The sequence below is a fragment of the Rothia sp. 27098_8_29 genome (genome assembly GCF_041432785.1).
Classification (GTDB): domain Bacteria; phylum Actinomycetota; class Actinomycetes; order Actinomycetales; family Micrococcaceae; genus Rothia; species Rothia mucilaginosa.
The window spans coordinates 1-24,515 of sequence record NZ_JAPWAI010000006.1 but is presented as its reverse complement, the minus strand read 5'-3'; the positions used below and the strand labels follow the sequence as shown (position 1 = coordinate 24,515).

The window sequence follows — 24,515 nt, the reverse complement described above, 5'->3', positions numbered from 1 at the left end:
GCGCCCACTCACCCTCGACTGATTGTGGTTATGTCTTCCCCTACCGTAGCTATTCTGGTCCGCACGAAGGGCCGCCCCCGCTTCTTGAGCCGCGCGCTGGAGAATATCGCGCAGCAGACCTTCACCGACTACACGGTCTGCGTGATTAACGACGGAGGCGACGAGCAGGCAACCCGCGCCGTCATTGAGGCTTCTCCACTGGGTTTGCTGGGTTCTAACGCGCACGATTCCAGCCGCGTGCAGCTGCTGACCACCGCCGGCGGCAACATGGAGGCGGCATCCAACGCCGGTTTGGCGGCGACCACCTCCGAATACGTGGCGATTCACGATGACGACGACCTGTGGGCACCCGAGTTCCTGGAGCGCACCGTCGCGGCGCTGGAAGAGAGCGGCGCGCTCATGTGCACCACCCGCGTTGTGGAGCGGTACGAACGTGAGAACGCCGACGGCGAGTTCGAGGTGTACGAGGAGCGTATTTTCCACGACGGCCTGCCCGGCATGGGTTTGCAGTTCCTCTTCCGCACGAACCGTGCCGTGCCGATCGGTATTCTCTACCGCCGCAGCCTACACGAGCTGGTCGGTTTCTACGATGAGTCCCTGCCGGTGGTCGGCGACTGGGAGTTCAACATGCGTGCCGCCTCCGTTGCGGATATTCTGCTGGTGGATGAGCCGCTGGCGTACTGGTCGCTACGCCCCGACGCGGAGGGCTCCGAGGCGAATAGCGTGAAGCGCCAGGCTGATCACGCCCGCTTCGATTCGATGGTGCGTGCCCGCGCTATCCGTGAGGATTTGCAGGCGGGTGCCCGACCGGGTGCGTACCTGTATCAGGCGCATTTGGCGGCTGACCTGGAGCGCCGCGTGATTGACGGGCACGATCTGACCCGCGAATCCCTGGATATTCTGCGCTCTATTGAGAGCCGCCTGGCACGTATTGAGGCCCGTCAGCAGGCCATTGAGAACCGCCAGCAGGCTATTGAGGAGCGTCTGCGGGTTCTCAAGCACCTGCGCACCCCGGGCCGCGCACTGCGTTCCTTGGCGAAGCGTTCCCTAGTTCGTCGCGGTGCTGAGGCTGAGTCGGCAGATCAGAAGGGCGCATAGCCATGACAGAGAACAATCATTCTTCTACAGCACTGCCCGTTACTGAAGCACCGCGCGTGCTCGTCATTGGCGATATCGGCCAGCACACCTACCACGTGGGCGACGAAGCCATGACCATTGCGAGCGCTCAGGCGCTTTCCGAAGGCGGCGCGGCGGTCACCCTCATGACCCGCGATGTGGGCCATTCGGCGCGCTATATTGGCGCAGCGGTGAATCATGAGGCGGCACAGCATGAGGCGGGCGCGCCCTACGAGTACCTGCCGTTCCTCCTCTTCCCCTGGGCACCGGCTGAACGCGAGCTGACCCTCGCGGCGTTCGAATGCGTCCTGACGGAGCTGCACGCCGACCGAGAGCGCCCCTCCGTTACCGAGCTGTCGGTGTTGCCGCAGGTGCAGGCGCTGCCGGAGGTGTTGCATCCGCTGGAGCAGACCGTTGAGCGCATGGTGGAATTCGCGGACGCTATCGCCACCATGGACGCAGTTGTGGTCTCCGGCGGCGGCAACCTCAACTCCCGCTACGGTTGGCTGCTCTACGAACGCGCCGCCGCGGTGCGTGCCGCCGAGCATGCGGGCGTGCCCGTGTATGTGACCGGTCAGTCCCTGGGCCCGGTGCTCAACCCCGAGGACGCGCAGGTTCTGGAGCGCATGTTGCGCACCGCCCGTTCGGTGACGGTGCGCGAACATTCTTCCCTCGCCTGGTGCCGTGAGCGGGGTATTGACGCGCGCCTGAGCGTGGACGATGCCACCGACTACCTGCCGGCTTCCCCCGCGCGTACCCTGCACTATGCGGAAGGCGTTTCCGCAGGTCAGGCACTGGATGAGCTGCCCGAACGCTACGTGTGCGTGACCGTCAACGAGTGCACCGAACAGCAGGCGCAGCAGATCGCATGCCTGCTCGATAGCATGTGGCGCGAGCACGGCTACGCCCCCGTGTTCCTGAGCCACTACGGTGACCCGCAGGACCCGACCAACGGCGATATTCAGGCGCACCAGCGCATCGCCGAGCAACTCAGTCCCTCCACCCCGGCGACCCTGCTACCGATTCTGCACGCCGACCAGAGCGTCACCGTGCACCGTGGCGCGGCGTTCACGCTGACCAGCCGCTACCACCCGGCGGTGTTCTCCGCCGCGGCGGGTATTCCCGTGCTTGCCCTCGTGCCGGATGCCTTCACGCAGATGCGCGTGGGCGGCGCCCTGAGCCTGTACGGGCTGGGCGAGTTCACCCTGCCGTTGGGCATGCTCGCCGGTGGTGTTCCCGAGCTGATGGTTGCCGCCGCCCTGCGACACGCGGCGGTGACATCGGATGCGCGCCGCACCGAGCTGCTGGAGGTTCTGCGAGCCGAACGTGCCTACCTGCTGGCGCAGATTCTTGCATCTGGCGCAGAAAAGCTGGACGAAGTAGAGGCACCCGCGCCCTTCCCCGCCGTGGAGCAGGTTCCGGCGCTCCCCGAGCCGCTGGGTGCGACCGTCCGTGCCGCCCGCGAGCTCTTCACCGAAACCTCCCTCACCGCGGGGTTCGAGTGGGCGATGTCTGACCGGGCGCATTCCTGGGATGCCGAGCACCGCCGGCAGCTCGAGCGCGCCCGCACAATCGGTGGCGGGTACAGCGCGCACGGTATTCACGGGGCGCACGGTGCAGAACAGACGCGCCCCGTCACCGTTGAGGCTTATTCTGAAGCACCCGCCGAGGCGCATCCCGCCCAGCCGGGTCTGCTGGCGAGGGTGGCGCGCCGCCTCCGCGGCTAGATTCGCGGCTGAGCCCTTGAGCTAAAGTTTCCGCGCGAAAAACCACCCAAGCCAGAGTGCTATGCGGGGGCCGGGGCGCGGGGTCTCTCACACTTGCCCCCAACACTGCCCTAGCCTCTTGTGCACCGCACACGCGCCGGTATGATGGTGCTCATGGCACGCTTCGCAGAGATTCTACGCACTACTGAACAGAACACCCGGCAGTTCATTCATGAGGGTATTCACCGAGTCCGAGCAGACTTCTTTCAGTCTGTGCAGATTGTTGCGGCGTCTATGGGCGCTTGGCTTTTCGCTGAGCACATCCTGGGCCACCAGGAACCCATTTTCGCGCCGGTCGCTGCCCTCGTATCCCTCGGCTATGTAAGCGGCGCTAAGCATTCCCGCCGAATCCTTGAGGTCTCCTTCGGCGTGACCCTCGGCATTCTCATTGGCGACCTTCTGCTGATTCTGCTCGGTCACGGTACCTGGCAGGCGGCAGTGGTGCTTTTCTTGACCGTGATTATTGCCCGATTTATTGATAAGGGCATTATTTTTACGATTCAGCTCAGCTTCCAGGCCTGTTTCACGTTGCTGCTGCCCGTACCTGACGATGCGTTCACCCGCAGTTTCGACGGTATCGTTGGTGGCGCCTTTGCGTTCCTCGCCATGTACCTGATGCCGCGCGACCCGCGTAAGAACCCGCGTGCCCGCGCGCAGGCTCTCATGGATGCGTTCGCGAAGGTTTTCCAGCTTTCCTCTGAGGCAATCCGCTACTACGACTACAACAAGGCGTACCAGAGCCTGCTTGATGCACGCGCCCTGCAACCACTGTATGATGCGTGCCGAGGCGACCTAATCACCGCGCAGGGTATGAATGAGCTGTCCTGGAATAGCCGCAAGAGCAAGGGCGAGCTGGCGCGCATGGCAAAGACCCTCGCCGCGGTGGATTTGGCGATCCGTAACGACCGTGTGCTCAACCGCCGCATGGCGTCCACGATTCACCACGTGCAGCTACGCACTGCCGCGCAGCTCTCGCTCAGTGACGCGCTGACCGAGCTGTCGGTGGCGGCACAGAGCCTCGGCTTGGGCATGTCTGCCCCGACGGAGGGCGAACGCGAGCACTACATGATGGAGGCACGCGAGCGCATGATTAAGCTTGCCGGCACCCTCGAGCCGCGCACGATGGGTGTGGCAACCTTTGAGGGCGAGTCGCTCGTGCTGATGCTCCGCCTGATTGTGGTGGACTTTATGGAGGCAACCGGTATGTCCCACAAGGACGCCGTGGCGGTTCTGGTGCCCCTGGGTGAGGCGGTCACCAAACATGCACCGCGTACCTCGGCAATCCCGATTGTTGACGCTGACATGGACGACTCCACGGTGGTTGATGACGTGACCGATAGCGCGGTGAACACCCACCACACGAACAAGCTCAACACCCGCTCGATCAACATCATGTTGCACGAGAACGAGGAGGAGAGCCGCTCCTCCTAGCGGGTTTCTGGAGGGTTTCTAGCGGGGTCAGCGGCAACCCATCAAGACGCAACGGAGGGGGCTCCCGGCCGGTATTCACGCCAGCCGGGAGCCCCCTCCTCCGCTATCTCTATGCTGTTGATGCGCGGGCGGTTACTTCTGTGGGAAGAGCAGCGCGAGCGCCTCGCCCAGGGTGGTTACCTCACGCACGGTCACGCCCTCGGGCACGTCCCCCACGCCGGTCGGGGAGGCGGGCACCAGCACGTGCGTGAAGCCCAGGCGGCCCACCTCCGCAATGCGCTGGCGGATGCCCGGCACGGCGCGCACTTCACCGGCCAGGCCCACCTCGCCGAAGACTGCGAGTTTGCGCGGTAGCGGCTTATTTTGCGCCGCCGAGGCAAGCGCCATAACGCACGCCAGGTCGGCGGCGGGCTCGGCAATTTTTGCGCCGCCCACCGTGGATACATAGCAGTCGAGCTTGCCCACGTTCAGCCCGGCGCGGCGCTGCAGCACCGCCAGCAGCATCTGAATACGCGCCGAATCCAGGCCCGAAACGGTACGGCGCGGGGCGGGTGCCACCGCCTGATCCAGTAGCGCCTGTACCTCCGCGAGCAGGGGTCGGCGGCCCTCCATCGTGACGGTCACGCAGGTGCCCGCCACCGGGTGCGGGGTACTGGAGACGAACATGCCGGAGGGGTCCAGCACCGGTGCGATGCCGTCCTCGTGCATGTCGAAGCAGCCCACCTCGTCGGTGGGTCCGAAGCGGTTCTTAATCGCGCGTAGCATGCGGATATTCGAGTGCTTATCGCCCTCGAACTGGCAGACCACGTCCACCAGGTGCTCAAGCAGGCGCGGGCCCGCGATGGTGCCTTCCTTAGTCACGTGACCCACGAGCAGGGTGCACATATTGCGTTCCTTAGCCGCGGCAATCACGGAGGCGGCAACCTCACGCACCTGGGTCACACCGCCGGCGCTACCCTCAACTTCCGCGGAGGCGAGGGTCTGCACCGAGTCGATGACCAGCAGGGAGGGGTTGACCTGCTCAATATGCGCTAGGGCGGTGCCGAGGTCAGTTTCGCTGGTCAGGTAGAGGGTGTCCGCGATGGCGCCGATGCGGTCGGCGCGGAGTTTGACCTGCGCGGCGGATTCCTCGCCGGTGATGTACAGGACCGGGCGCGGCGGCTGGGGTGCGATATTCTGCGCCCCCTGCTGTCCCGCAATCCCGGCGGTGCCGCGCGCGAAGGTGGCGGCGACATCCAGCAGCAGGGTGGATTTGCCCACGCCGGGTTCGCCCGCCATGAGGATGACCGCGCCGGGTACGAGTCCACCACCGAGCACGCGATCAAATTCGGGGTTTCCGGTGCTCATGTAGGCGGCTACGCGCGAGTCGACTTCTGCAATGGGCTGGGCGGGTTTCTGCACGCTGGATGCGGCGCGGGTGCGCGCACGGGTGCCCCCGGCGGCTTCTTCGACGGTGCCCCAGGTTTGGCATTCGCCGCAGCGGCCTACCCATTTGGCGGTGGTCCAGCCGCATTCGGTGCAGCGGTAGGCGGGTGCGGTTTTGGTGTTTTTCGTGCGCGCGGTCATGGGTCTATTTTAGGGTCTGGGGCGATATGGTGCGCGGTGTTTAGTCACGGCGAAAAGGGGTACCGCAGAACACACTTTTACCCTTAAATGCAGATAGTTTCACCTCGTGCACTCCCGTATAAATATCGAGAATATCCGTTCGCTTTTGAGGCACTTTAGCCCGCCGTTCCGCCCCTGACCTGGCTCAATAACCACCCTTACAGGTACAATGTTTTTTGTGCAGATGAATTATAGTGACCTATTGCTTAAAACTATCGCCCGAATCGCCCCCGGCACCGAGCTCCGCGAGGGCCTGGAACGCATCATGCGTGGCCGTACGGGCGCGCTCATCGTACTCGGATCCGACCGCACCGTATCCTCCCTGTCTTCGGGCGGTTTCAACATCGACACCGAGTTCTCGGCAACGCGCCTGCGCGAGCTGGCGAAGATGGACGGCGCTATCATCTGCGACCGTGACGCCACCCGCCTGTTGCACGCCGGCGTGCAGCTCATGCCGGACGCCTCCATTGACACGAACGAGTCCGGTACCCGCCACCGCACCGCCGAACGCACCGCGATTCAGACCGGTTTCCCGGTGATTTCGGTGAGCGCGTCGATGTCTATGATTTCGGTGTACGTTGACGGCACCCGCTACACGGTCGAGGACAGCCAGTACCTCATGGCCCGCGCGAACCAGGCGATTCAGACCCTTGAAAGCTATAAGAAGCGCCTGCGTTCGGTGCTTTCCTCACTCTCGGCCCTGGAGATTGAGTCCAACGTGTCCCTGGCGGATGTGGCGATGACCCTTCAGCGTATGGAGATGGTGAACCGCATTATCCGCGAGGTCAGCCACTACGTGCTGGAGCTCGGCGTGCACGGCCGCCTGATTGCCCTGCAGCTGGAGGAGCTGCGCGCCCCCGAGATGACCGCCAGCGATCTGATTCTGCGCGACTATCTGCCCGAGACGAATGACGAGCTGATCGCCGCCGGCGTTGAGGCGCTTCAGAACCTGGACGATATGGCTATCGTGGATCTGCGCACGATTGCCCGCACTGTCGGCTTTGGCGAGAACCCCGACCTGGAGTTCCCCCTGCAGCCTCGCGGTTTCCGTCTGCTCGCCGGTATTCCGAGCATCCCGAACGCTATTTCTGAGCGTCTGGTGGAGCGCTTCGGCAGCCTGCAGGCTCTCATGGCGGCATCCCTTGAGGACCTGCGTGCCGTGGACGGTGTGGGTGAGGCTCGCGCCCGCACGGTGCGTGAGCAGCTCTCCCGCATGGCCGAGAGCAGCCTAGAAAAATACATCTAGAAGTACATCTACTCGGCGGCCTTTTCCTGCCCCACAAGAACCTTTTGCATTATGATGTAGTGACAGTGGAGGTTACCCTTCACACCTTGACACCCCAAGGAGGTCACAATGTCATACTCACGAGCTAAGTATCCGTCGGCTAAGCGCCCCGTCCCGTTCTTCGTGTGGGCGTCCCCCATTCTGTTCCTGATTTACCTGCCGCTACTGTGGTTCAAGGTCATCCCCAATTCCTTTGAGGTGACCGACCTGTCCACCCTGCTTTTGGCGGCACTACAGTGGACCGCATTCGGTAGCCTGCTCGGGTACCTGGGCGAGCGCCGCTTCGCCAAGCCGCGCACCTCCAAATAGCGCCACGCAATAGACCTATACAAAAAGCCCCCGTGCCGGATAATATCCAGCACGGGGGCTTTTGCGTGCCCATTCACGGGCAAAAACTATAGAAGTGAACTACTGAATCACAAAGTTCACCTGAGCCGAAGTCACACCATTCACCGTGGCAGTCGCCCAGTAAGATCCCTTCTGAGCGGTCGAAGTGGAGGAGCAACCCAGGACATTGATCTTACGATCCCACGCCAGGTCGGTTGCATCCTCGGCACCTGCGGCCACCTCAGACTTCTGAACGGCGGTCGCCGCGCACAGGCTACGGGTGTACACCTGAGCTGCACCGGAGGTGATCTTCAGGTCCACGCCGGTGTTTGCACCCTCGCCGCCCACAGCGCAGGGGGTCTTCGAGGAATTCGTGTAGGTCACGTGGAAGGACACCTGCTCACCGGCTGCAAAGGTACGCTTCGCGGGGGTGACGGTCACCTTCAGGTCGTTCGCGGTGCACGCCGCAACAGCAGCCGCAGTGGTCACCGAGGGTGCGGGGGTAGTCGGGGTCGCCGCGGGGGTGGTTGCCGCAGGGGTTGCCGCGGCGGCGGTCACGCTTGCAGTGGGTGCCGCAGAAGCGGTCACCGAGGGGGTTGCCGAAGCAGTAGCCGATGCAGTCGCGCTAGCGGACGGGGTTGCCGAAGCAGTTTCGGAGGGGCGAGCACTGAAGCTCTGGAAGGGCGCGCCGGAAGCCGTCGCGGTGGAGGCTACGGTAGCCTCCTTCTTGCCGTTAATCATGCCGACCATGGAGGTCACGCCAGCGACCAACAGCAAAATGACAGCGAGCAGAGCAATAACTGCCACGATACGACGGCGGCGGTACACTTCGGGAGGCAGAACGGGACCATTTTCAGACATACCTCAAGGATACCGGGTTTAACCCTGAGATTCACAGTGAACTCTGTTCATGCGGTTTTGGGAATATATGCCCCGTGGCGTAGGCTTTTCGGATGACCACAGAAGCATCCACCTCTACTCAGCACCTCCCCGAAGGAACCAATGTTGAAGCGCTTCACCAACGCATTAACCAGTGGTTCCTTGACCAGGCACGCGATTTGCCGTGGCGCCGTGACGAGTGCACTCCCTGGGGGGTGATGGTCAGCGAGTTCATGCTACAGCAGACCCCCGTCAAGCGCGTGCTGCCCGTGTGGGAGAAGTGGATGCGCCGCTGGCCCACCCCCGCCGACCTTGCCGCCGAGCCCGCCTCGGAGGCGGTGCGCGCCTGGGGCAGGTTGGGTTACCCGCGCCGCGCGCAGCGTCTGCACGGTGCCGCTGTAGCGATTGTGGAGCAGCACGGCGGTGAGGTTCCCGCCGAGTATGATGCGCTGCTGGCTCTGCCGGGCGTGGGTTCCTACACTGCGGCGGCGATTAGCGTGTTCGCGTTTGGTCTGCGCGCCACGGTGATTGATACGAATATCCGCCGCGTGCACGCGCGCGCTGTATCCGGCAAGGCGTTGCCCTCGCGTTCGTTGACGGCGGCTGAGACTCGCCTGGCGGAGGCGCTCATGCCCGCCGACACCCCCACCTCCTGCCTGTGGAACGCGGCGACCATGGAGCTCGGTGCACTGGTCTGCACGGCAAAGTCCCCGAGCTGCGAGCTGTGCCCGGTTGAGGATCTGTGCGCCTGGGTTGCGGCAGGTAAGCCGGAGGCGGACTACACCCCCAAGGGTCAGAGCTGGCACGGCACGGACCGTCAGGTGCGCGGGGCGGTCATGGCGGTGCTGCGTGCGGCGCATGAGCCGGTGGAACGCGACCTCATCCTGGGTGCAGGCACCACTGCGGCCACTGGTGCATCAGCTTCGCCTGACTTGGCCTTCCCGGCGGATGCACCCGCCGCGGTGCACCGCCCGCTCAAGGCGCTGTATGCGCTCTCCCCCGCCGCCGAGCAGCTGCAGCGCTGCTACGCGGGGCTTCTGGCGGACTCTCTCGCCCGCGAAGTCACGCAGGGCGATGCAGTGCTCGTCTCGCTCTAGTACCCGCCGCAGAAAGGCCCCTGGGGGCTTCTGGGGCCTTTAGAAGCTGGAGCCTTGAGAAGACAGAAAACGCCTGTGGGGCGGTACCGAAATGATCCGGTACCGCCCCACAGGCTTTTCTATATCGACGAGGAGCGCTATTATTAACAGAAAATAAACATATGTTAGATATTTATGGTAGACTAGCGTTGTAAGTACAAACCTAGAGAATTGAGGTAACTCAAATAACAAGCCAGAAGAAGGCCTTTTTTCGAGTGGTCATGTTAGCCCTAGTCACACTAGCGGTATTTGTATCACACTGCCCACCGCCCGTCCAAGAAAGCTTCCGCGCCGTTGTCTTTTGTGGAATAGCAGCACTATCCCCACTGTGCGCGCAAACCTTCTTCGACGACGGCGACTCCTTCTAAGCCAGTACCCTCCACGTCAAAATCCGGGTGCTGTCTTAAGGCTGCAGAGGCTTCATATGAGGCCCCTGCTATCACTACGATACTCTGCGTCTATCTGACAGACAAGCCGGCGGCTCGCCCGTCCATAACTGCTTGTTAGGTTGCACAAGGTATCAATTAGGCCTCTCAGCCTCCATCGGGGCTAGGGCACACTCTGCTCCTTAAGAGGTCGAACAACAGAAAACGCCTGTGGGGCGGTACCGGAATTATCCGGTACCGCCCCACAGGCGTTTAGTACGCTAGAACTTAGCTATCCAGAGCCTAGTCGTTGCCCTGAACGTCAGCGGCAGGTACCTCAGCCGCGGGAGCCTCGGAAGACTCACCCTCGCTCAGCTCCTGCACCGAGTCCAGAGCCAGCTCCTTCATCGGCTGAGAAGAGAAGACGAACTTCGCGGAGTCGCCCTCACCTTCAACGTCCACGGTAATCTTCTCGCCGGGCTTGATGTCACCGAAGAGGATCTTCTCAGACAGGGCGTCCTCAATGTTGCGCTGCATCTCGCGGCGCAGAGGACGAGCACCCATGGACGGGTCGTAACCCTTAGCCGCCATGAGAACCTTCGCAGCGTTGGTCAGCTCAATGGACATATCCTGCTCCGCCAGGCGCTTAGCCAGGCGACCCACGAACAGGTCCACAATCTGCAGAATCTCAGACTCGGAGAGCTGCGGGAAGACAATAATGTCATCCACACGGTTCAGGAACTCGGGGCGGAAGTGCTCCTTGAGGTTCTCCATCACGCGTGCCTGCATGCGCTCGTAGTCGGCTGCGGTGTCATCCATCGCCTGGAAACCAACCGGGATACGGCGGTTCACGTCACGCGAACCCAGGTTGGTGGTCATGATGATGACGGTGTTCTTGAAGTCCACCACGCGACCCTGCGAGTCGGTCAGGCGACCATCTTCCAGAATCTGCAGCAGCGAGTTGAACAGGTCAGCGTGAGCCTTCTCAACCTCGTCGAACAGGACCACGGAGAAGGGCTTGCGGCGGACCTTCTCGGTCAGCTGGCCGCCCTCATCGTAGCCAACGTAGCCGGGAGGCGCACCGAACAGACGGGAGACGGTGTGCTTCTCCTGGTACTCGGACATATCCAGGGTGATGAGCGAATCCTCATCACCGAATAGGAATTCCGCCAGAGCCTTAGCAAGCTCGGTCTTACCCACACCGGTCGGACCGGCGAAGATGAACGAACCACCGGGGCGGCGCGGATCCTTCAGACCTGCGCGGGTACGGCGGATAGCGCGGGACAGTGCCGCAATAGCGTGCTCCTGGCCGATAACGCGCTTGTGGAGCTCCTGCTCCATGGTCAGCAGGCGGCTGGACTCTTCCTCGGTGATCTTGTAGACCGGAACACCGGTGGAAGCGGCAAGAACCTCAGAAATAACCTCGGGGGTCACGGTGCCGAATGCGTCGCCGCCTTCGCGCCATGCCTTCTCGGCTTCTTCCTTCTCAGCCAGGACCTTCTGCTCCTGATCACGCAGGCCTGCGGCCTTCTCGTAATCCTGGGAGTTGATGGCGTTTTCCTTCTGCTGGCGCAGCTTGGCGGCCTTCTCGTCGAGCAGCTTGATTTCCGGGGGTGCGGTCATGCGCTTGATGCGCAGGCGTGCGCCCGCCTCGTCAATCAGGTCGACAGCCTTATCCGGCAGGAAGCGGTCAGAGATATAGCGTGCCGCAAGGTTCACGGCGGTCTCGATGGCCTCGTCGGTAATGGTGACGCGGTGGTGCGCCTCGTACTTGTCGCGCACGCCCTTGAGGATCTGCACGGCGAGCTCCTGGGAGGGCTCCTCAACCTGAATCGGCTGGAAGCGGCGCTCCAGGGCGGCGTCCTTCTCAATGTGCTTGCGGTACTCGTCCAGGGTGGTTGCACCGATGGTCTGCAGTTCGCCTCGAGCCAGCATGGGCTTGAGGATGGAGGCAGCGTCAATTGCGCCCTCTGCGGCACCTGCACCGACGAGGGTGTGAATCTCATCAATGAACAGGATGATGTCGCCGCGGGAGCGAATTTCCTTCAGAACCTTCTTCAGGCGCTCTTCAAAGTCACCGCGGTAGCGCGAACCTGCGACCAGGGAGCCCAGGTCCAGGGTGTACAGGTGCTTGTCCTTGAGGGTCTCAGGGACGTCACCGTGCACGATAGCCTGTGCCAGGCCCTCCACGACGGCGGTCTTACCGACGCCGGGCTCACCAATCAGCACGGGGTTGTTCTTGGTACGGCGGGAGAGGACCTGCATGACGCGTTCCATCTCCTTGTGGCGGCCGATAACCGGGTCCAGCTCGCCCTCACGTGCTGCTGCGGTGAGGTTGCGGCCAAACTGATCCAGGATGGTCGAACCCGCGGGAGTGCCTTCGCGAGAGTTACCCGCACCCACGCCGGCGGTTTCCTTATCGCCGGAGTTGTTGCCAGGGTAGCCAGAAATCAGGTCCATAACGGCCTGGCGCACGGCAGCGGGCTCAGCGCCCAGCTTGACCAGCACCTGGTTTGCCACGCCCTCGTTTGCACGAACCATGCCCAGCAGGATGTGTTCGGTGCCGATGTAGCCGTGGTTCAGCTGAATAGCCTCGCGCATGGACAGTTCGAGAACCTTCTTCGCGCGCGGGGTGAAGGGGATGTGGCCGTTAGGCGCCTGGGGGCCGGGGCCGACGATGTCCTGAACCTGTTCACGTACTGCGTTCAGGGTAACGCCCAATGATTCCAGGGCGCGGGCACCGATGCCTTCGCCCTCGTGAATCAGACCGAGCAGAAGGTGTTCGGTACCGATGTAGTTGTGGTTGAGCATGCGTGCCTCTTCCTGGGCAAGCACCACAACGCGCCGAGCTCGATCGGTAAAGCGTTCAAACATTTACGCACTCCTTGCATTTTCCTATTGATACAAGAGTACGTTGAGCGCGGCTGAAAGGGCGGGCTGATGGGCGTCTGTTCGCCATCAAGAGAACAGATGAGCTGTTCGGGGCGTTCTAGGGGCGGTTTAGGCGCGGCTTCGGGGCTTCTGGCGGGGTTCGGGGGCGGTTTTGAGGGGTCTAGCTCACGCAGGTGAGCCTACCCTGAAGATGGACGGGTGCCGCCCGGTCGGTGCTACCTGTTTTTGCCGGGGCTGGCTGTTTTTGCGGAGGCAGTCTGTGCAGAGTGTGCGCATATTACCGTCGGATGTACCGCGGGAAGGTGCTACAGGTGGGTTCTGAGGGACTACAGTGCCAATACGAGGGTTTGCGGAAGAGGTGAACGCACAAGAACCCACACAGACCAACACCTAAACCCCTTGTTTCCTGCACGTGCATGAATATATTGCAGAAATTTTTAAAAATTTATATGTTTAAGTGAGAAATTTCAATAATTCGCAAAAATATATACGGCACCATTTCCGGTATATATTTCCGCATAATATTCAGGCGATCTGCGTCAGAATTCCATCCGATAATCATCTCGACATCAGAGGAAATCCCCACGTTGACACATAGGTAGGGCACTTATTATTTTCGACTCTATTCAGGGTGCGCTCTGTACCTCTTACAGAGGGAATATCTCGGCGCACAACAACGGCACATAACAACCGCACCGAAGAGATTAATGCAACAACACCTTTAGCCTTCCTGCCGATGCATGCAATCTAAACGAACACAGTAAACGAACACAGAATCCGAATGTAAACTATGCCCCTTCGGCCAACCAATACCCTTCTCGGTATTGCATAGATTGCACCATCAACCAACCCTATATATTTTACATGTAAATAGTTAATTGGAATTAGGCACAAAACACGCCCCATTAGATACACAAAACACACAACGCATAAGGGGGCACAACAAAAGGCGGGCGGTGATAACACCGCCCGCCTTGAGCACCCGGAGGTTTATAGTCCTAAAGAACCAGCACCTCCGGTTACACGCAATAACTTAGAACCTTTAGTCCTGAGCCTTCATTGCTGCGTAGTATGCGTCCTGAATGTCCTGGTGGATACGACCGCGGTCAGAAACCTTGTGGCCGTTAGCCTTAGCCCACTCGCGAATTGCTGCGGTCTCGGGGTTGCGCTTAACCGGAGCAGCGGTGCCACGGGGAGCACGGGTGCGCTGGGTAGCGGCACCCTGCACGCGGCGGGACTTCGCTACGAAGGGGCGGATAGCGTCACGCAGGCGAGCTGCGTTTGCGGAGGACAGATCGATTTCGTAGTGAGCGCCGTCCAGGCCAAAACGGATAGTTTCGTCTGCGGGGCCGCCATCGAGATCGTCTTCAAGGATGATGCGAACCTTCTGTGCCATTGAGGCACCTCCTCATCTGTTGCATATATCCTGTGGAGTAAACCCAAAAGCCTCTATCGGGATTGAGAAAATAATGTGCCGGATATATTTATGTACTAATTTTCTTTCATATAGTAACAGAACTATATTAAAAATTCCGAAAATATTCTGAGCATTGAAACAATGCACCAATCACCCGCAGCGATATATCGCTTCTGTGCATCCCCGTTAAATCTGCATCCGCCACAAGAACATTAAAGCGAAGTTCAGAGTGCAAATACTTTGGATTCTTCCAGACAGCAGACACAGCCCCCAGAGACAAAGACACCTAATAATGCGCCCCGGCGTCCCCGACAATCTGAGTGAAATATAGCGCCCGTACGAGTCTGCACAATAGACCATTCGCACCATAGCATTTCAGCTCTATTCAAAAGCGAAATTCTACCCCTATCCCAGCACCTCATTCTTTTCTGCACAACACATTTGTGTACAAGAACAGAAACACCCGCCAGAACGAATAGAGCAGCATAAATCAGCACCCGAATAGAGCAAAAAAGCACCGAAAAACGCCCCTGACCTGTGCAAATACCAATCCAAGCCCACACCACACGCTATACACCGTGCAAAAGAGTGCACGCAAAAACGGCGGGTGCTGCAGATACAACCGTATCCGCGGCACCCGCCGCATTATCGCCTCTCAAGGCGAAGTATAAGCAACCCTCGAGGTGAAGCTAAAGCTTAGGCTTCCGGCTTCATCAGGGGGAAGAGAATGGTCTCACGAATACCGGGCTGACGCACCACGGTACCCGGACGCTCCGGATCCTGGTCGCCCGCCAGCAGCATGATCAGGCGGTCAATACCCAGACCGATGCCACCCATCGGGGGTGCACCGTGCTCCAGGGCGCGCAGGAAGTCCTCATCCAGCTCCATCGCCTCGTCATCACCGGCAGCAGCAAGCAGCGACTGAGCGGTCAGGCGCTCACGCTGAATAACCGGGTCAATCAGCTCGGAGAACGCGGTACCGCGCTCCATACCGCCAATAATCAGGTCCCACGCCTCAATCAGCGGCTCACCGGAACGGTGCGGACGCGCCAGCGGCTGAGCGCTCGGCGGGTAATCGTACACGAAGGTCGGGTTCACCAGGGTCGGCTCAACAATCTCACCGAAGAGCTCGGTCACCAGCTTCTCAGCGTCCCACTTCGGGTCGATGTCAACCTCGTGCTTTTCAGCGATCTCACGCAGAACCGAAGCGTCAGTCTCGGGGGTGATCTCAACGCCCACAGCCTCAGACAGGCCCGGGTACACGCCAACCCACTTCCACTCACCGAACAGGTCGATGGTGCCGTTCTCAGTCTCAATACGCTCAGTACCGACAGCCTTTGCGCAGCTCTGGATAATCTCCTTCATGCGCTCAGCCATCACGAACTGGTCGGCATACGCCTCGTAGCACTCCAGGGTGGTGAACTCGGGGCTGTGGGTCGAGTCCACACCCTCGTTACGGAACACGCGACCAATCTCGTAGACACGCTCAATACCACCGACCACTGCGCGCTTGAGCGGCAGCTCGGTCGCAATACGCATGGTCATCGGCTGATCAAAAGCATTCAGGTGGGTGCGGAACGGGCGAGCAGTCGCGCCACCGTGCACCAGCTGCAGAACGGGGGTCTCAACCTCAATGTAGCCGTGATCCTCCAGCACGCGGCGGACAGTGCGGGTAATCAGGGCGCGCTTCTTCACCAGCTCGCGAGCCTCCTCGCGAACCATCAGGTCCAGGTAGCGCTGGCGAACGCGGGTTTCCTCGTTCAGGTCCTTATGCAGAACCGGCATGGGGCGAAGAGCCTTCGACGCCATCTTCCAGTCGGTCACCATAATGGACAGCTCGCCACGGCGAGAAACAATCACGCGGCCGGTCACGAACACGTGGTCACCCAGGTCAACCAGGGACTTCCACTCCGCCAGGGACTCCTCGCCCACCTCAGCCAGAGAAAGCATCGCCTGGATGCGCTTACCCTCGGTACCACCCTGCAGGGTCGCGAAGCACAGCTTACCGGTGTTACGAACGAACACCACGCGGCCACCCACGTGCACCACACGCTCGGTCTCGTCGCCTGCCTTCAGCTCGCCGGACTCCAGCTTCGGGTCGTACTCGGCGCGCAAATCCTCAATGTGGTTGGGCTCCACGCGGTTACCCTCAGAATCCAGCAGACCCACCGGGTATGCCTCGCGACCCGACTCGATTAGCTTCGCACGCTTTTCCAGGCGAATCTGCATCTGCTCAGACATATCAGCAATCGCCGGTGCGGCAGTGTGCTCAGTGCTCACAGTGATACCTATCTGTGTAGTGTGTTGGGGACTCTTCTAAACGAACGAACGCTTAGCGCAGGTCCATGTTGTCAATCAGGCGGGTCGGGCCAACGAACGCAGCAACCAGTGCCAGCACTCGCTCCGACTCCTCAGTCGGCTCACCGAAAGTCATCGGGTCGACCAGTTCCAGGTAGTCAAGGCGTACACCCGGAGTGGAGTTGATACGCTCACGCGCACCGTCCAAATCAATCTCGTGGAAGCCACGGTTCAGCGAATTCTCACGCAGCATCGCCAGGGTGCGGGACAGCACCAGGGCAGACTCGCGCTCCTCATCCGACAGGTAGCCATTACGCGAAGACAGCGCCAGACCGTTATCGTCGCGAACAATCGCCACAGGGCGCATGGTCACGTCGTGGTTGAAATCGTGCACCATACGCTGAATCAGGATGTACTGCTGAGCGTCCTTCTGACCGAAGTACGCGTTCACCGGGTGGTTACCGGCTGCGGGGCGAATAATGTTGAAGAACTTATTGACCACGGCCAGCACGCCATCAAAGTGGCCCGGACGGGTCGCACCCTCAAACTTGGTGCCCAGCTCGCCGCTCGAAATGCGGATGAGCGGGTCACCATCGGGGTACATTTCCTCCACAGAAGGTGCGAAGATGATGCTCACGCCGGCGGCACCAGCCAGGGCAGCGTCTGCCTCCAGGGTGCGCGGGTATGCTTCGTAATCCTCGCCGGGGCCAAACTGCAGCGGGTTCACGAAAATGGAGGCGACCACTACATCATTCTGTTCAGTGGCGCGACGCAACAGGGTTGCGTGGCCGTCGTGCAGGGCGCCCATGGTGGGCACGTAGCCCAGGGATGCGTTCGTGTACTGAACTGCGGTGCCGTTCTGCTCCGCCTCCTGGCGGGCTGTCCGGTCCAGTTCTTCCTGCGCTGCGGCAAGGGATTCGGTGATTGCCGTGCGGAAATCCGCAATGGTGGTCACGACTCGGGGCATCGAAGTCTCAGTCATGACGAGAACTCCTTGTTTTCGGGGGCTGAATCATCAATATCGCCGGGGTGGTTGCGGTCCGAAGACTCACCCAGCAGATTCTCAATTCGTCCCAGTTGTTCATCGTTTAACAAACCTCTATTATGCGCTCTTTTTGCGGTTGCGTGTGCCAGAGCGGCGTAAGAGTCTGTAATATCACCTGTTTTCTCATGCTCTGAGTACTCATTCAGAGCCTGAAGGTGAGCCTTCACGGTGCCGGCGTCTCCACGTGCCACGGGCCCGGTGAGAGCACCCTCACCGCTGGCGAGCGCATTGTCCACGGCGGCTCGCACGAGCGGCCCCATGTAGCGTGCCGGGTCCTCAATACCGATGGAGGCGAGCATCTGCTGGGACTGACCCAGGATGGTCACGAGGTGGTTCGCGGCGTGCGCTAAAGCGGCGTGGTAGAGCGCTCGGTCGGCCTCGGCAACGTGCACGGGTTCGCCGCCCATCTCCACCACGAGTGCCTGAGCAATCGGGATGAACGGTGCAGGCCCGGTCACTGCGAAGCAGGTGCCGTTCAGGCGCTGCAGGTCCACGGACATGCCGGTAAACGTCATGACGGGGTGAATCGCCAAACCGATAGCGCCCAGCGCGGTCGCCGGTGCGAGAACCTCGGTGCCGTGACGGCCGGAGGTGTGCACCAGAATCTGACCGGCGGTAATACTTCCCGAGGACGCCAGGTAGGTGATGAGGCCCGGCAGCTCGTCATCGGGAACCGCAAGAATCAGCAATTCGCTACGCTCAGCAATCTGCTCCACCGGTAGCAACGGCACATCGGGAAGCAGCATCGCGGCGCGCTCCTGAGAAGCCTCAGACACCGCGTGAACACCCACAATAGTGTGCTCACAGGCGCGCAAAGCCGCACCGAGGACGGATCCGACCCTCCCGGCTGAAATAATTCCAATGCCTAAACGCGCAGGTTTTGAATGCTGTATCACGGCTTTAAGTATATTCTCCCTTTCACGCCGACCCTGCCGCCGGTGTCACGAAGAACACTGACGGCAGGGCGCGTTCTGTAGTTTTGCTGCCCGCTAACCCGGCGGGTTAGCACGCACCGTACCCGTTCGCATCGGACGCAGAACCCAGCGCGGGTTCCGGTACGCGGTAGTAGGGCTCAATACCCTCCAGCCGAACCGTCATCAACCACACCAGGTCCTCGCAGACACGCGGCGGCAAGTGCATCATGAGCGTGCGCACCGGGCCGGGCACCGTACCGAAATGCACACTCGCGCATCCGAAGGCACGCTGCAGCGGGCCCTGGCCCCTGCTCACGCTCAGCACACGGCTGACCGGCACAATCGACAGCGTGCGGATAAAGTAGCCGCCACGAATCAGTAGCAGGTCACCTCGCGTATGCTCACCAACGCTCGAACGTGCCGCATCAGAATCAATGCGGGTGCTCGCCTGCACCGAACCGGCGGTGTAACCGACCGTGGTCACGCCGTTACGCTTCCAGGTGAGCAGATCCATCCAGCGCGCCGAAGAGGGCGTCACAATCATTGCCGGAACCTGCGGCTTCTGACTCTTCAGCGAACCATCGGCGGTATCCAGCAGCACCTGCGCCTGCCCCTCATCCAGGGCGGGCAACAGCAGACGCAACACCATCAGCGTCTCCTGTTTGTTGCCGACCGGCAGGGCAACGTTGCGGGTCACCAGCTTCTGGTTGTCGTTCTTCTCAATACCGATACCGGCAATGGTCATCTTGATGCGGTACCAGCCGAATGCACGCCACAGGATGGACTGCTCCACGGCGAGTGCCTGAATACGCTCAACCATCACGTTCTGGGTGTGCGTGCCGGTGAAACCGTACCGCAGGGTCACGCCACCCTGACCGCTGGGGGTGATTTTGAAGTTCGCGGCGCCATCAAAACGCGTCCAGAGGGCAACCACGTAACCGACCATGGGCGCGAACATACCGGGCAGCATCGCCATGAAAATCAGGAACGGGCTCTCGCCGGCCATCATCGCGGCGAAGACGGCGGCACCGACCATGAGGGCCACGGCGGGCACCAGCCACACCAGGTGCTCCAGCATGATGGAGGCAATCAGACGCACATTCGAGATGCGGAAAATCGGCGGCTGCGAGGGGTCAGCCGTGACCGGCATCGGCATGCGAGCGCCGCGGCGGGATGCGACGGGCTGCTGAGTACCGGGGTGCTGGGGTGCAGACTGCTCGGGTGCGAGCTGCTGGGCGCCCTGCTGAGGCGCCACCTGCTGAGTGCCGTCCTGCAGGGGCGTGCCATAGGATGCCTCAAACGGCTGATGCAGCTGATCCGCATCCGGCATGCGCTCCGCCGAAATCTGCATGCTATCGGGCAGTACGTCGACCGGGCGGCCAGCCACCTCCGAACGTAGCAGGTTAATACTCGCCATCGCGGTGCGGCGCAGAACCTCCGCCTTGCGGGCAGAAACGTACTTGATGTGCAGCGCCTCCGAAGAACCGTCAGCCACCTCAAAACGCAGCTCCGACAGGCCCAGCAGACGCGCCACCAGAGGACGCGAAATGTCCACGCTCTGCACGCTCTCCAGGCGGATCGTGCGGTTCTTCTTGAACAGAAAACCGCTACGGCGGTGAATCGCCAAATCGTCCAGGCTGTAACGGGTAAACCACCAGTCAAGCGAGCCAGCAACCAGAATCAGAACGAGCACGGCGAAGCCGATAAGCTGCGAGTACGTTGCGCTGAAGTAGCTACTGTTCTCGTCGAATGCCTGCGTCAGCCGCGCGCCCCACTCGTTCGGCGGGGTGGTCAAAATATTCAGGATAATGCTCTGGAAGAAACCAAACGCCAACAGAATAATGAACCAGAGGTTCATGATGAACGTGCGGATATCGGCACGCCACCACTTCTGCTCCTGCGGTGTCTGGGAGGCAGGAGGCTGCGGTGCCTGCGGCGCGGGGTTGACCGGATTCGGGGTACTCATTAGAGTGCCGCCATTCGCTCATCGGCGCGGCGCACCAGATCCGCGCGCAGCTCCTCCGCCACGTTCAGCGGAATACCGAACAGCACCATCGTGCCGGTGGTCGTACCCGCGGTGCGCACCGTCAGGCGGGCAACACCGCACATGCGCTCCAGAGGGCCCGAATCCACATCAACATACTGGATGCGGCCGTACGGCATGGAGCTCATCGAACGGAACACGATACCGCGGCGAGCCATCAGGTGATTCGACTCCAGCGCGTAGCCGAGCGCGCGAGTACGGCGCGGAGTGGTCAGAATCCACCACAGACCCCACAGACCAAACACCGCGACCACCACCAGGCCGACGATGCGTAGCACCTCCGGGCCGCCGAAGAACGCACCCGCACAATACAGGGCAACACCCGCAAGAATCGGGAGCGCCAGGGCAGAAATAGTGTGAACAAAACGAACCGTCAGGTAGCCGGAGGCGGCGGGCACCCACTGCGGCTCCGGCACGGGCTGAGAAGGTGCCGGCTGCGCAGGAACCTGCTGACCGTACTGTGGTTGCTGTCCATACTGCGCCTGCTGGTACTGCCCGTACTGGTTCTGCTGAGCAGGCTGGCTCTGACCATAATGACCCTGCTGGGCATCCTGCCCGTACTGGCCATTCGGCGAATAACTATTCTGGTTAGGAGCCGACATAGGTTCCTCCCTCTCGCGGCTTGACAGCACCGGAAGAGGAGGCCGCATCCTCATCATCCTCCGGCGGAATACGACAACAATGCTGCGCCCACAGGCCAGCAATCAGCAGGGCAACACTGCCCACACAATTGACAAGAACCTCCCAAAAGACCACCGAAAAACCGCGCACAGACACCATCACCAGATGGTAGCCAAGAATCGCAGCGCACCAGCCCGTCAACAGGGCGCCGGTCATGATGGAACCCTGCGCATACGCCACCGCACGCGCCGCAAGAATCGGGCCCATATGGGGTACCTTCTCACGCGTCTGAATACGACGATAACGAGCCACCTGCACACCCAGCCACACGGCGCCCGCCGCAACCAGCAGGCACACCGCGCCGAGCATCCACGAGAAATTCAGCTCACCAAAACCGGCGCCAATCATCACGGAATTCACCATAAGAGCGGCAGCGGCACCGCACACAGCCGCCACAATAATCGCCCGATAACTCAGGGGCTTCATGGTGTTTCCTTTCGGTAGGTTCTTCTACCTTCCAGAGTGCCACATTTAAGGCTGATCAGGTACCTGCATCTCACGCATATAGCTGATAGCGTCTTCATCCGCACCAAGCAGCGTGCGGGACAGCTCCGCAACGTTCACGACCTCGCGGCTCAGCGGCGCAGGAACCTCATCCGGCCGCTCCCCCGAAGGCTCCGCACGCCGGGTGACCGTCAGGCGCGCCTGCGGGTCCATCTGCGCCCACGGCACCAGCACAAAAGCACGCTCCTGCGCCCGCGGATGCGGCAAAGTCAGCATCGGATCCTCAGAGATCACGCCGTCATAGTCAATCACGTCAATATCGAGGGTGCGCGGACCCCAACGCACCAGGCGCTCACGGTGATGCGCCGCCTCCACCGCATTACACAACTTCAGCAGCTCGTAGGCGCCCAGGTCAGTTGCCACCTCAATGACCGCGTTCACGAAATCCGGCTGACCCGCCGGGCCACCCACCGGGGCGGTACGGTACAACCCGGAGGCGCGCACCAGCTGCACGCCGCCCGCCACCAGGTCGGCGACGGCACGCTCCAGGGTGTCTTCGCTTTCGCCCAGGTTCGAGCCCAACGCCAACACCGCGCGGTGTGTATATTCTGCTGCGCCCGCCACTAGCGGCCGCCCTCCACGACACGCTCCGCGGCACGTTCGCGGAACACACTCACCGCAACGTTACCGAACGGCAGCTCAATCGGCGCCTGCGGCTTCGACACGGTAATCTCCACCGCCTCCACAAGCTCAAACATCGCGAGAATACCCTCGGCAATGTTCACCGCGAGGGTCTCAATCAGGTCCAGAGAACCGTTCGTCACGTGGCGGTGAATCAGGTCAACCACGAGCGCGTAGTTCGTGGTCTTCGTCAGGTCATCGGTAGCAGCTGCGGCGGAAAAATCACTGTACAGGGTTGCATCCACGACGAAGGGCTGGCCGTCGCGCTTCTCAAAGTCGAGCACGCCGTGGTAGCCCTTGGCGGTAATACCGGTGAGGGTGATGCGGTCGTGGCGGGCGTAATCTGCCTGGGTCATTGGGGGGTCTCCTAGATGGTATTCGGGTAGTCGGTGGTCGCGGGTAGTGGTTCTAGCTGGCAGAGCCTTAGCTTACGGAGCGCAGCGCGGAGGCGACCGTCACCGCATCCACGCTGGCGGGCACATCGTGCACGCGCACCGCCCACACGCCGCGCGCCGCCACCAGGGCGGTCACCGCCGCAGAAGCTGCCGCACGATGCTGAGCCGGGCGCGGTTCCGACAGCGGCTGCCACAATTCGCGTTCAGCCTCACCCGCATCGGTTGCGGTGAAACCACTCGCGTTCAGGCGCTCAGCCAGCGCCATATCCGCCGCAGTCAGGGCGTTGGCGATAAAACGCTTGCGGGAACCAGCAATGAGCAGGCGGTGGCCCAGGCCCTGTAGCTCGTCAATGGCGGCGAGCAGCTCCCAATCCTGCATGCCGCCCTTCGCGAAGCCCAGACCCGGGTCAAGAATCAGGTTCTGCGGCAGCACACCGGCGGCGAGGAAACGCTCACGCAGACCGGTCAGCTCCTCCACAACCTCGGTGACCACGCCGCGCGGGTACTCCGCCAGGCTGTTCATGGTCTGGGAGGTGCCGCGGGCGTGCATGAGGATGTACGGCACCTGCAGTTCCGCGGCGGTTTCAATCATTTCATCGCTCACGTTCAGACCGGACACATCGTTGATGATGTGCGCACCCGTGGCAATGGCGGCGCGGGCGGTCTGCGGGTTCATGGTGTCAACGCTGATGGTGGTGCCCATCTGCGCGACTGCCTCGATGACGGGCAGGATGCGGCGCTGCTCCTCCTCCACGCTGATGCGCACGGCACCGGGGCGGGTGGATTCGCCGCCAATGTCGATAATGGAAGCGCCCTCGGCAATCATGCGGGCGGCGCGGGCGATGGCGTCGGTGGCGGCGTAGTGCTGGCCGCCGTCGCTGAAGGAGTCGGGGGTGACATTGAGGATGCCCATCACGAGGGTGCGTTCGGCGGCGAGCGCGTCGCAGGGCAGGGGGGCTACACGGGTGGTGTGTGTGGATTCAGTCATGGGTTTATCGTACCGAATCTGCGGTGCGGTGGAGTTTGGCGCAGTGATTGACACAGTGATTGGGGCAGGGGTTGGGGTAGCTGTGGGGTCGATTCTGGGGACACGGCATGCAATACTTGCATTACAGATACTTATTTAAGGGTATGCTGGGAGGGCACGCATACCGTGCCGGGCGCGTTCCCGGTCGGCGGCGCGCACCCACACATACATACTCTAGGAAGTGACTCATTGTGAATATGAAGACTGGAGCTTGGATCCTCTCCCTGGTAGCTCTTGCCGCGCTGGTGACTATTGTGCTCGCTGAAGGTGCTCCTGCCGTGCGCTGGATTGCTTTCGGCACCGCGACCGGTTGCGGTTTCATTGCCGTGGGCTTGATCGTGACTCTTGCCCTGGGTTGGGATAATCCGAGCGAGGCGAAGGGTAGCTTGCAGCGTTAGCGGCGGGGCTCTTCTAGCTTCTGCGGTGCGGCATGATCGGCGCCGCCACGGCCGCGGAAGGTACCGGCTCAGAACACATTCTCAGAGCACTTTGGCGATGCGAAAAGGGGCGGAGGTTTTCACCTCCGCCCCTTTCAGCGTGTCTAGAGTGCGCTTAGCGCTGTGAGAAGATCAGGCTCATCGCCTCCGCACGGGTTGCGCCGTTCATCAGCGCACCGCGCACCGCGCTGGTCACGGTCTTCGCGCCCGGCTTACGCACACCGCGCATCGACATGCACATGTGCTCAGCCTCAATCACCACAATCGCGCCGCGCGGGTTCAGGTGCTCCTCCAGAGCCTCCACCACCTGCGTGGTCAGACGCTCCTGCA

21 protein-coding genes are annotated in these 24,515 nt (G+C 61.5%); 7 read left to right on the top strand and 14 right to left on the bottom strand.

What is annotated here, in order from left to right; all coding sequences use genetic code 11:
- Positions 1-30: 30 nt before the first annotated feature.
- The 3 genes from O3649_RS07875 (at position 31) to O3649_RS07865 (ending at position 4,313) form a co-directional block, all read left to right on the top strand.
- The gene (locus O3649_RS07875; protein WP_070604984.1) at positions 31-1,098 is read left to right on the top strand and encodes a glycosyltransferase family A protein; all 1,068 of its coding nucleotides are present in this window, start codon (positions 31-33) and stop codon (positions 1,096-1,098) included.
- A 2-nt stretch (positions 1,099-1,100) separates the two neighbouring features.
- The gene (locus tag O3649_RS07870) at positions 1,101-2,843 is read left to right on the top strand and encodes a polysaccharide pyruvyl transferase family protein (RefSeq protein WP_371573637.1); all 1,743 of its coding nucleotides are present in this window, start codon (positions 1,101-1,103) and stop codon (positions 2,841-2,843) included.
- A gap of 141 nt (positions 2,844-2,984) precedes the next feature.
- Positions 2,985-4,313 (top strand): aromatic acid exporter family protein, encoded by a 1,329-nt coding sequence (locus O3649_RS07865; RefSeq protein ID WP_070615411.1) that lies wholly within the window; start codon positions 2,985-2,987, stop codon positions 4,311-4,313.
- Positions 4,314-4,445: 132 nt separating this feature from the next.
- Here the strand turns inward: O3649_RS07865 and radA are convergent, their stop codons facing one another.
- The gene (radA, locus tag O3649_RS07860) at positions 4,446-5,879 is read right to left on the bottom strand and encodes a DNA repair protein RadA (protein ID WP_049354023.1); all 1,434 of its coding nucleotides are present in this window, start codon (positions 5,877-5,879) and stop codon (positions 4,446-4,448) included.
- Positions 5,880-6,087: 208 nt separating this feature from the next.
- Between radA and disA the strand changes: the two genes are divergently transcribed.
- Positions 6,088-7,164, top strand: a complete 1,077-nt coding sequence (disA, locus tag O3649_RS07855; protein ID WP_070615415.1) for a DNA integrity scanning diadenylate cyclase DisA — start codon at positions 6,088-6,090, stop codon at positions 7,162-7,164.
- 108 nt (positions 7,165-7,272) lie between these two features.
- The gene (locus O3649_RS07850; RefSeq protein ID WP_314643811.1) at positions 7,273-7,512 is read left to right on the top strand and encodes a phosphoglycerol transferase; all 240 of its coding nucleotides are present in this window, start codon (positions 7,273-7,275) and stop codon (positions 7,510-7,512) included.
- A 99-nt stretch (positions 7,513-7,611) separates the two neighbouring features.
- On the opposite strand, the gene O3649_RS07845 is transcribed toward O3649_RS07850, so the two are convergent.
- Positions 7,612-8,391 carry a hypothetical protein gene (locus O3649_RS07845; protein ID WP_371573633.1) on the bottom strand — a complete coding sequence of 260 codons (780 nt, stop codon included), beginning with the start codon at positions 8,389-8,391 and terminating at the stop codon, positions 7,612-7,614.
- Positions 8,392-8,483: 92 nt separating this feature from the next.
- Here O3649_RS07845 and O3649_RS07840 point away from each other — a divergent pair, with 92 nt between their 5' ends.
- Positions 8,484-9,506: an A/G-specific adenine glycosylase gene (locus O3649_RS07840; protein ID WP_371573631.1), complete on the top strand. Its 1,023-nt coding sequence runs from the start codon at positions 8,484-8,486 to the stop codon at positions 9,504-9,506.
- A gap of 707 nt (positions 9,507-10,213) precedes the next feature.
- Here the strand turns inward: O3649_RS07840 and O3649_RS07835 are convergent.
- The 11 genes from O3649_RS07835 to folP form a co-directional block, all read right to left on the bottom strand.
- Entirely contained in the window at positions 10,214-12,784 is a 2,571-nt protein-coding gene (locus O3649_RS07835; protein ID WP_371573629.1) for an ATP-dependent Clp protease ATP-binding subunit, read from the bottom strand.
- Positions 12,785-13,844: 1,060 nt separating this feature from the next.
- Positions 13,845-14,198, bottom strand: coding sequence for an Lsr2 family protein (locus O3649_RS07830; RefSeq protein ID WP_070616037.1), 354 nt, complete (start codon positions 14,196-14,198; stop codon positions 13,845-13,847).
- Positions 14,199-14,915: 717 nt separating this feature from the next.
- Complete coding sequence (gene lysS, locus O3649_RS07825) at positions 14,916-16,499, bottom strand: lysine--tRNA ligase (protein ID WP_083311357.1); 1,584 nt, start codon at positions 16,497-16,499, stop codon at positions 14,916-14,918.
- Positions 16,500-16,551: 52 nt separating this feature from the next.
- Entirely contained in the window at positions 16,552-17,499 is a 948-nt protein-coding gene (gene panC / locus O3649_RS07820; RefSeq protein ID WP_070819250.1) for a pantoate--beta-alanine ligase, read from the bottom strand.
- Positions 17,496-18,458, bottom strand: a complete 963-nt coding sequence (locus tag O3649_RS07815; RefSeq protein ID WP_371573626.1) for a Rossmann-like and DUF2520 domain-containing protein — start codon at positions 18,456-18,458, stop codon at positions 17,496-17,498. Before O3649_RS07815 ends, panC begins: the two co-directional genes overlap by 4 nt.
- A 106-nt stretch (positions 18,459-18,564) precedes the next feature.
- Entirely contained in the window at positions 18,565-20,442 is a 1,878-nt protein-coding gene (locus tag O3649_RS07810; protein ID WP_371573623.1) for a PH domain-containing protein, read from the bottom strand.
- On the bottom strand, positions 20,442-21,122 hold the full coding sequence (locus tag O3649_RS07805; RefSeq protein ID WP_371573621.1) for a PH domain-containing protein: 681 nt from the start codon (positions 21,120-21,122) through the stop codon (positions 20,442-20,444). Before O3649_RS07805 ends, O3649_RS07810 begins: the two co-directional genes overlap by 1 nt.
- Positions 21,109-21,627 (bottom strand): DUF3180 domain-containing protein, encoded by a 519-nt coding sequence (locus O3649_RS07800; RefSeq protein ID WP_371573619.1) that lies wholly within the window; start codon positions 21,625-21,627, stop codon positions 21,109-21,111. The genes O3649_RS07805 and O3649_RS07800 overlap by 14 nt, the downstream gene beginning before the upstream one ends.
- Positions 21,628-21,672: 45 nt before the next feature.
- Positions 21,673-22,269, bottom strand: coding sequence for a 2-amino-4-hydroxy-6-hydroxymethyldihydropteridine diphosphokinase (gene folK / locus O3649_RS07795; RefSeq protein ID WP_371573617.1), 597 nt, complete (start codon positions 22,267-22,269; stop codon positions 21,673-21,675).
- Entirely contained in the window at positions 22,269-22,682 is a 414-nt protein-coding gene (gene folB / locus O3649_RS07790; protein WP_070507308.1) for a dihydroneopterin aldolase, read from the bottom strand. The genes folK and folB overlap by 1 nt, the downstream gene beginning before the upstream one ends.
- Before the next feature lie 67 nt (positions 22,683-22,749).
- Positions 22,750-23,709 carry a dihydropteroate synthase gene (gene folP, locus O3649_RS07785; RefSeq protein ID WP_371573615.1) on the bottom strand — a complete coding sequence of 320 codons (960 nt, stop codon included), beginning with the start codon at positions 23,707-23,709 and terminating at the stop codon, positions 22,750-22,752.
- Between the two features lie 236 nt (positions 23,710-23,945).
- On the opposite strand from folP, the gene O3649_RS07780 reads away from it, so the two are divergent.
- Positions 23,946-24,146, top strand: a complete 201-nt coding sequence (locus O3649_RS07780; protein ID WP_371573612.1) for a hypothetical protein — start codon at positions 23,946-23,948, stop codon at positions 24,144-24,146.
- Positions 24,147-24,300: 154 nt separating this feature from the next.
- Here the strand turns inward: O3649_RS07780 and O3649_RS07775 are convergent.
- A partial coding sequence (locus tag O3649_RS07775; RefSeq protein WP_371573610.1) for a GTP cyclohydrolase I occupies positions 24,301-24,515 on the bottom strand: 215 nt, incomplete at its 5' end.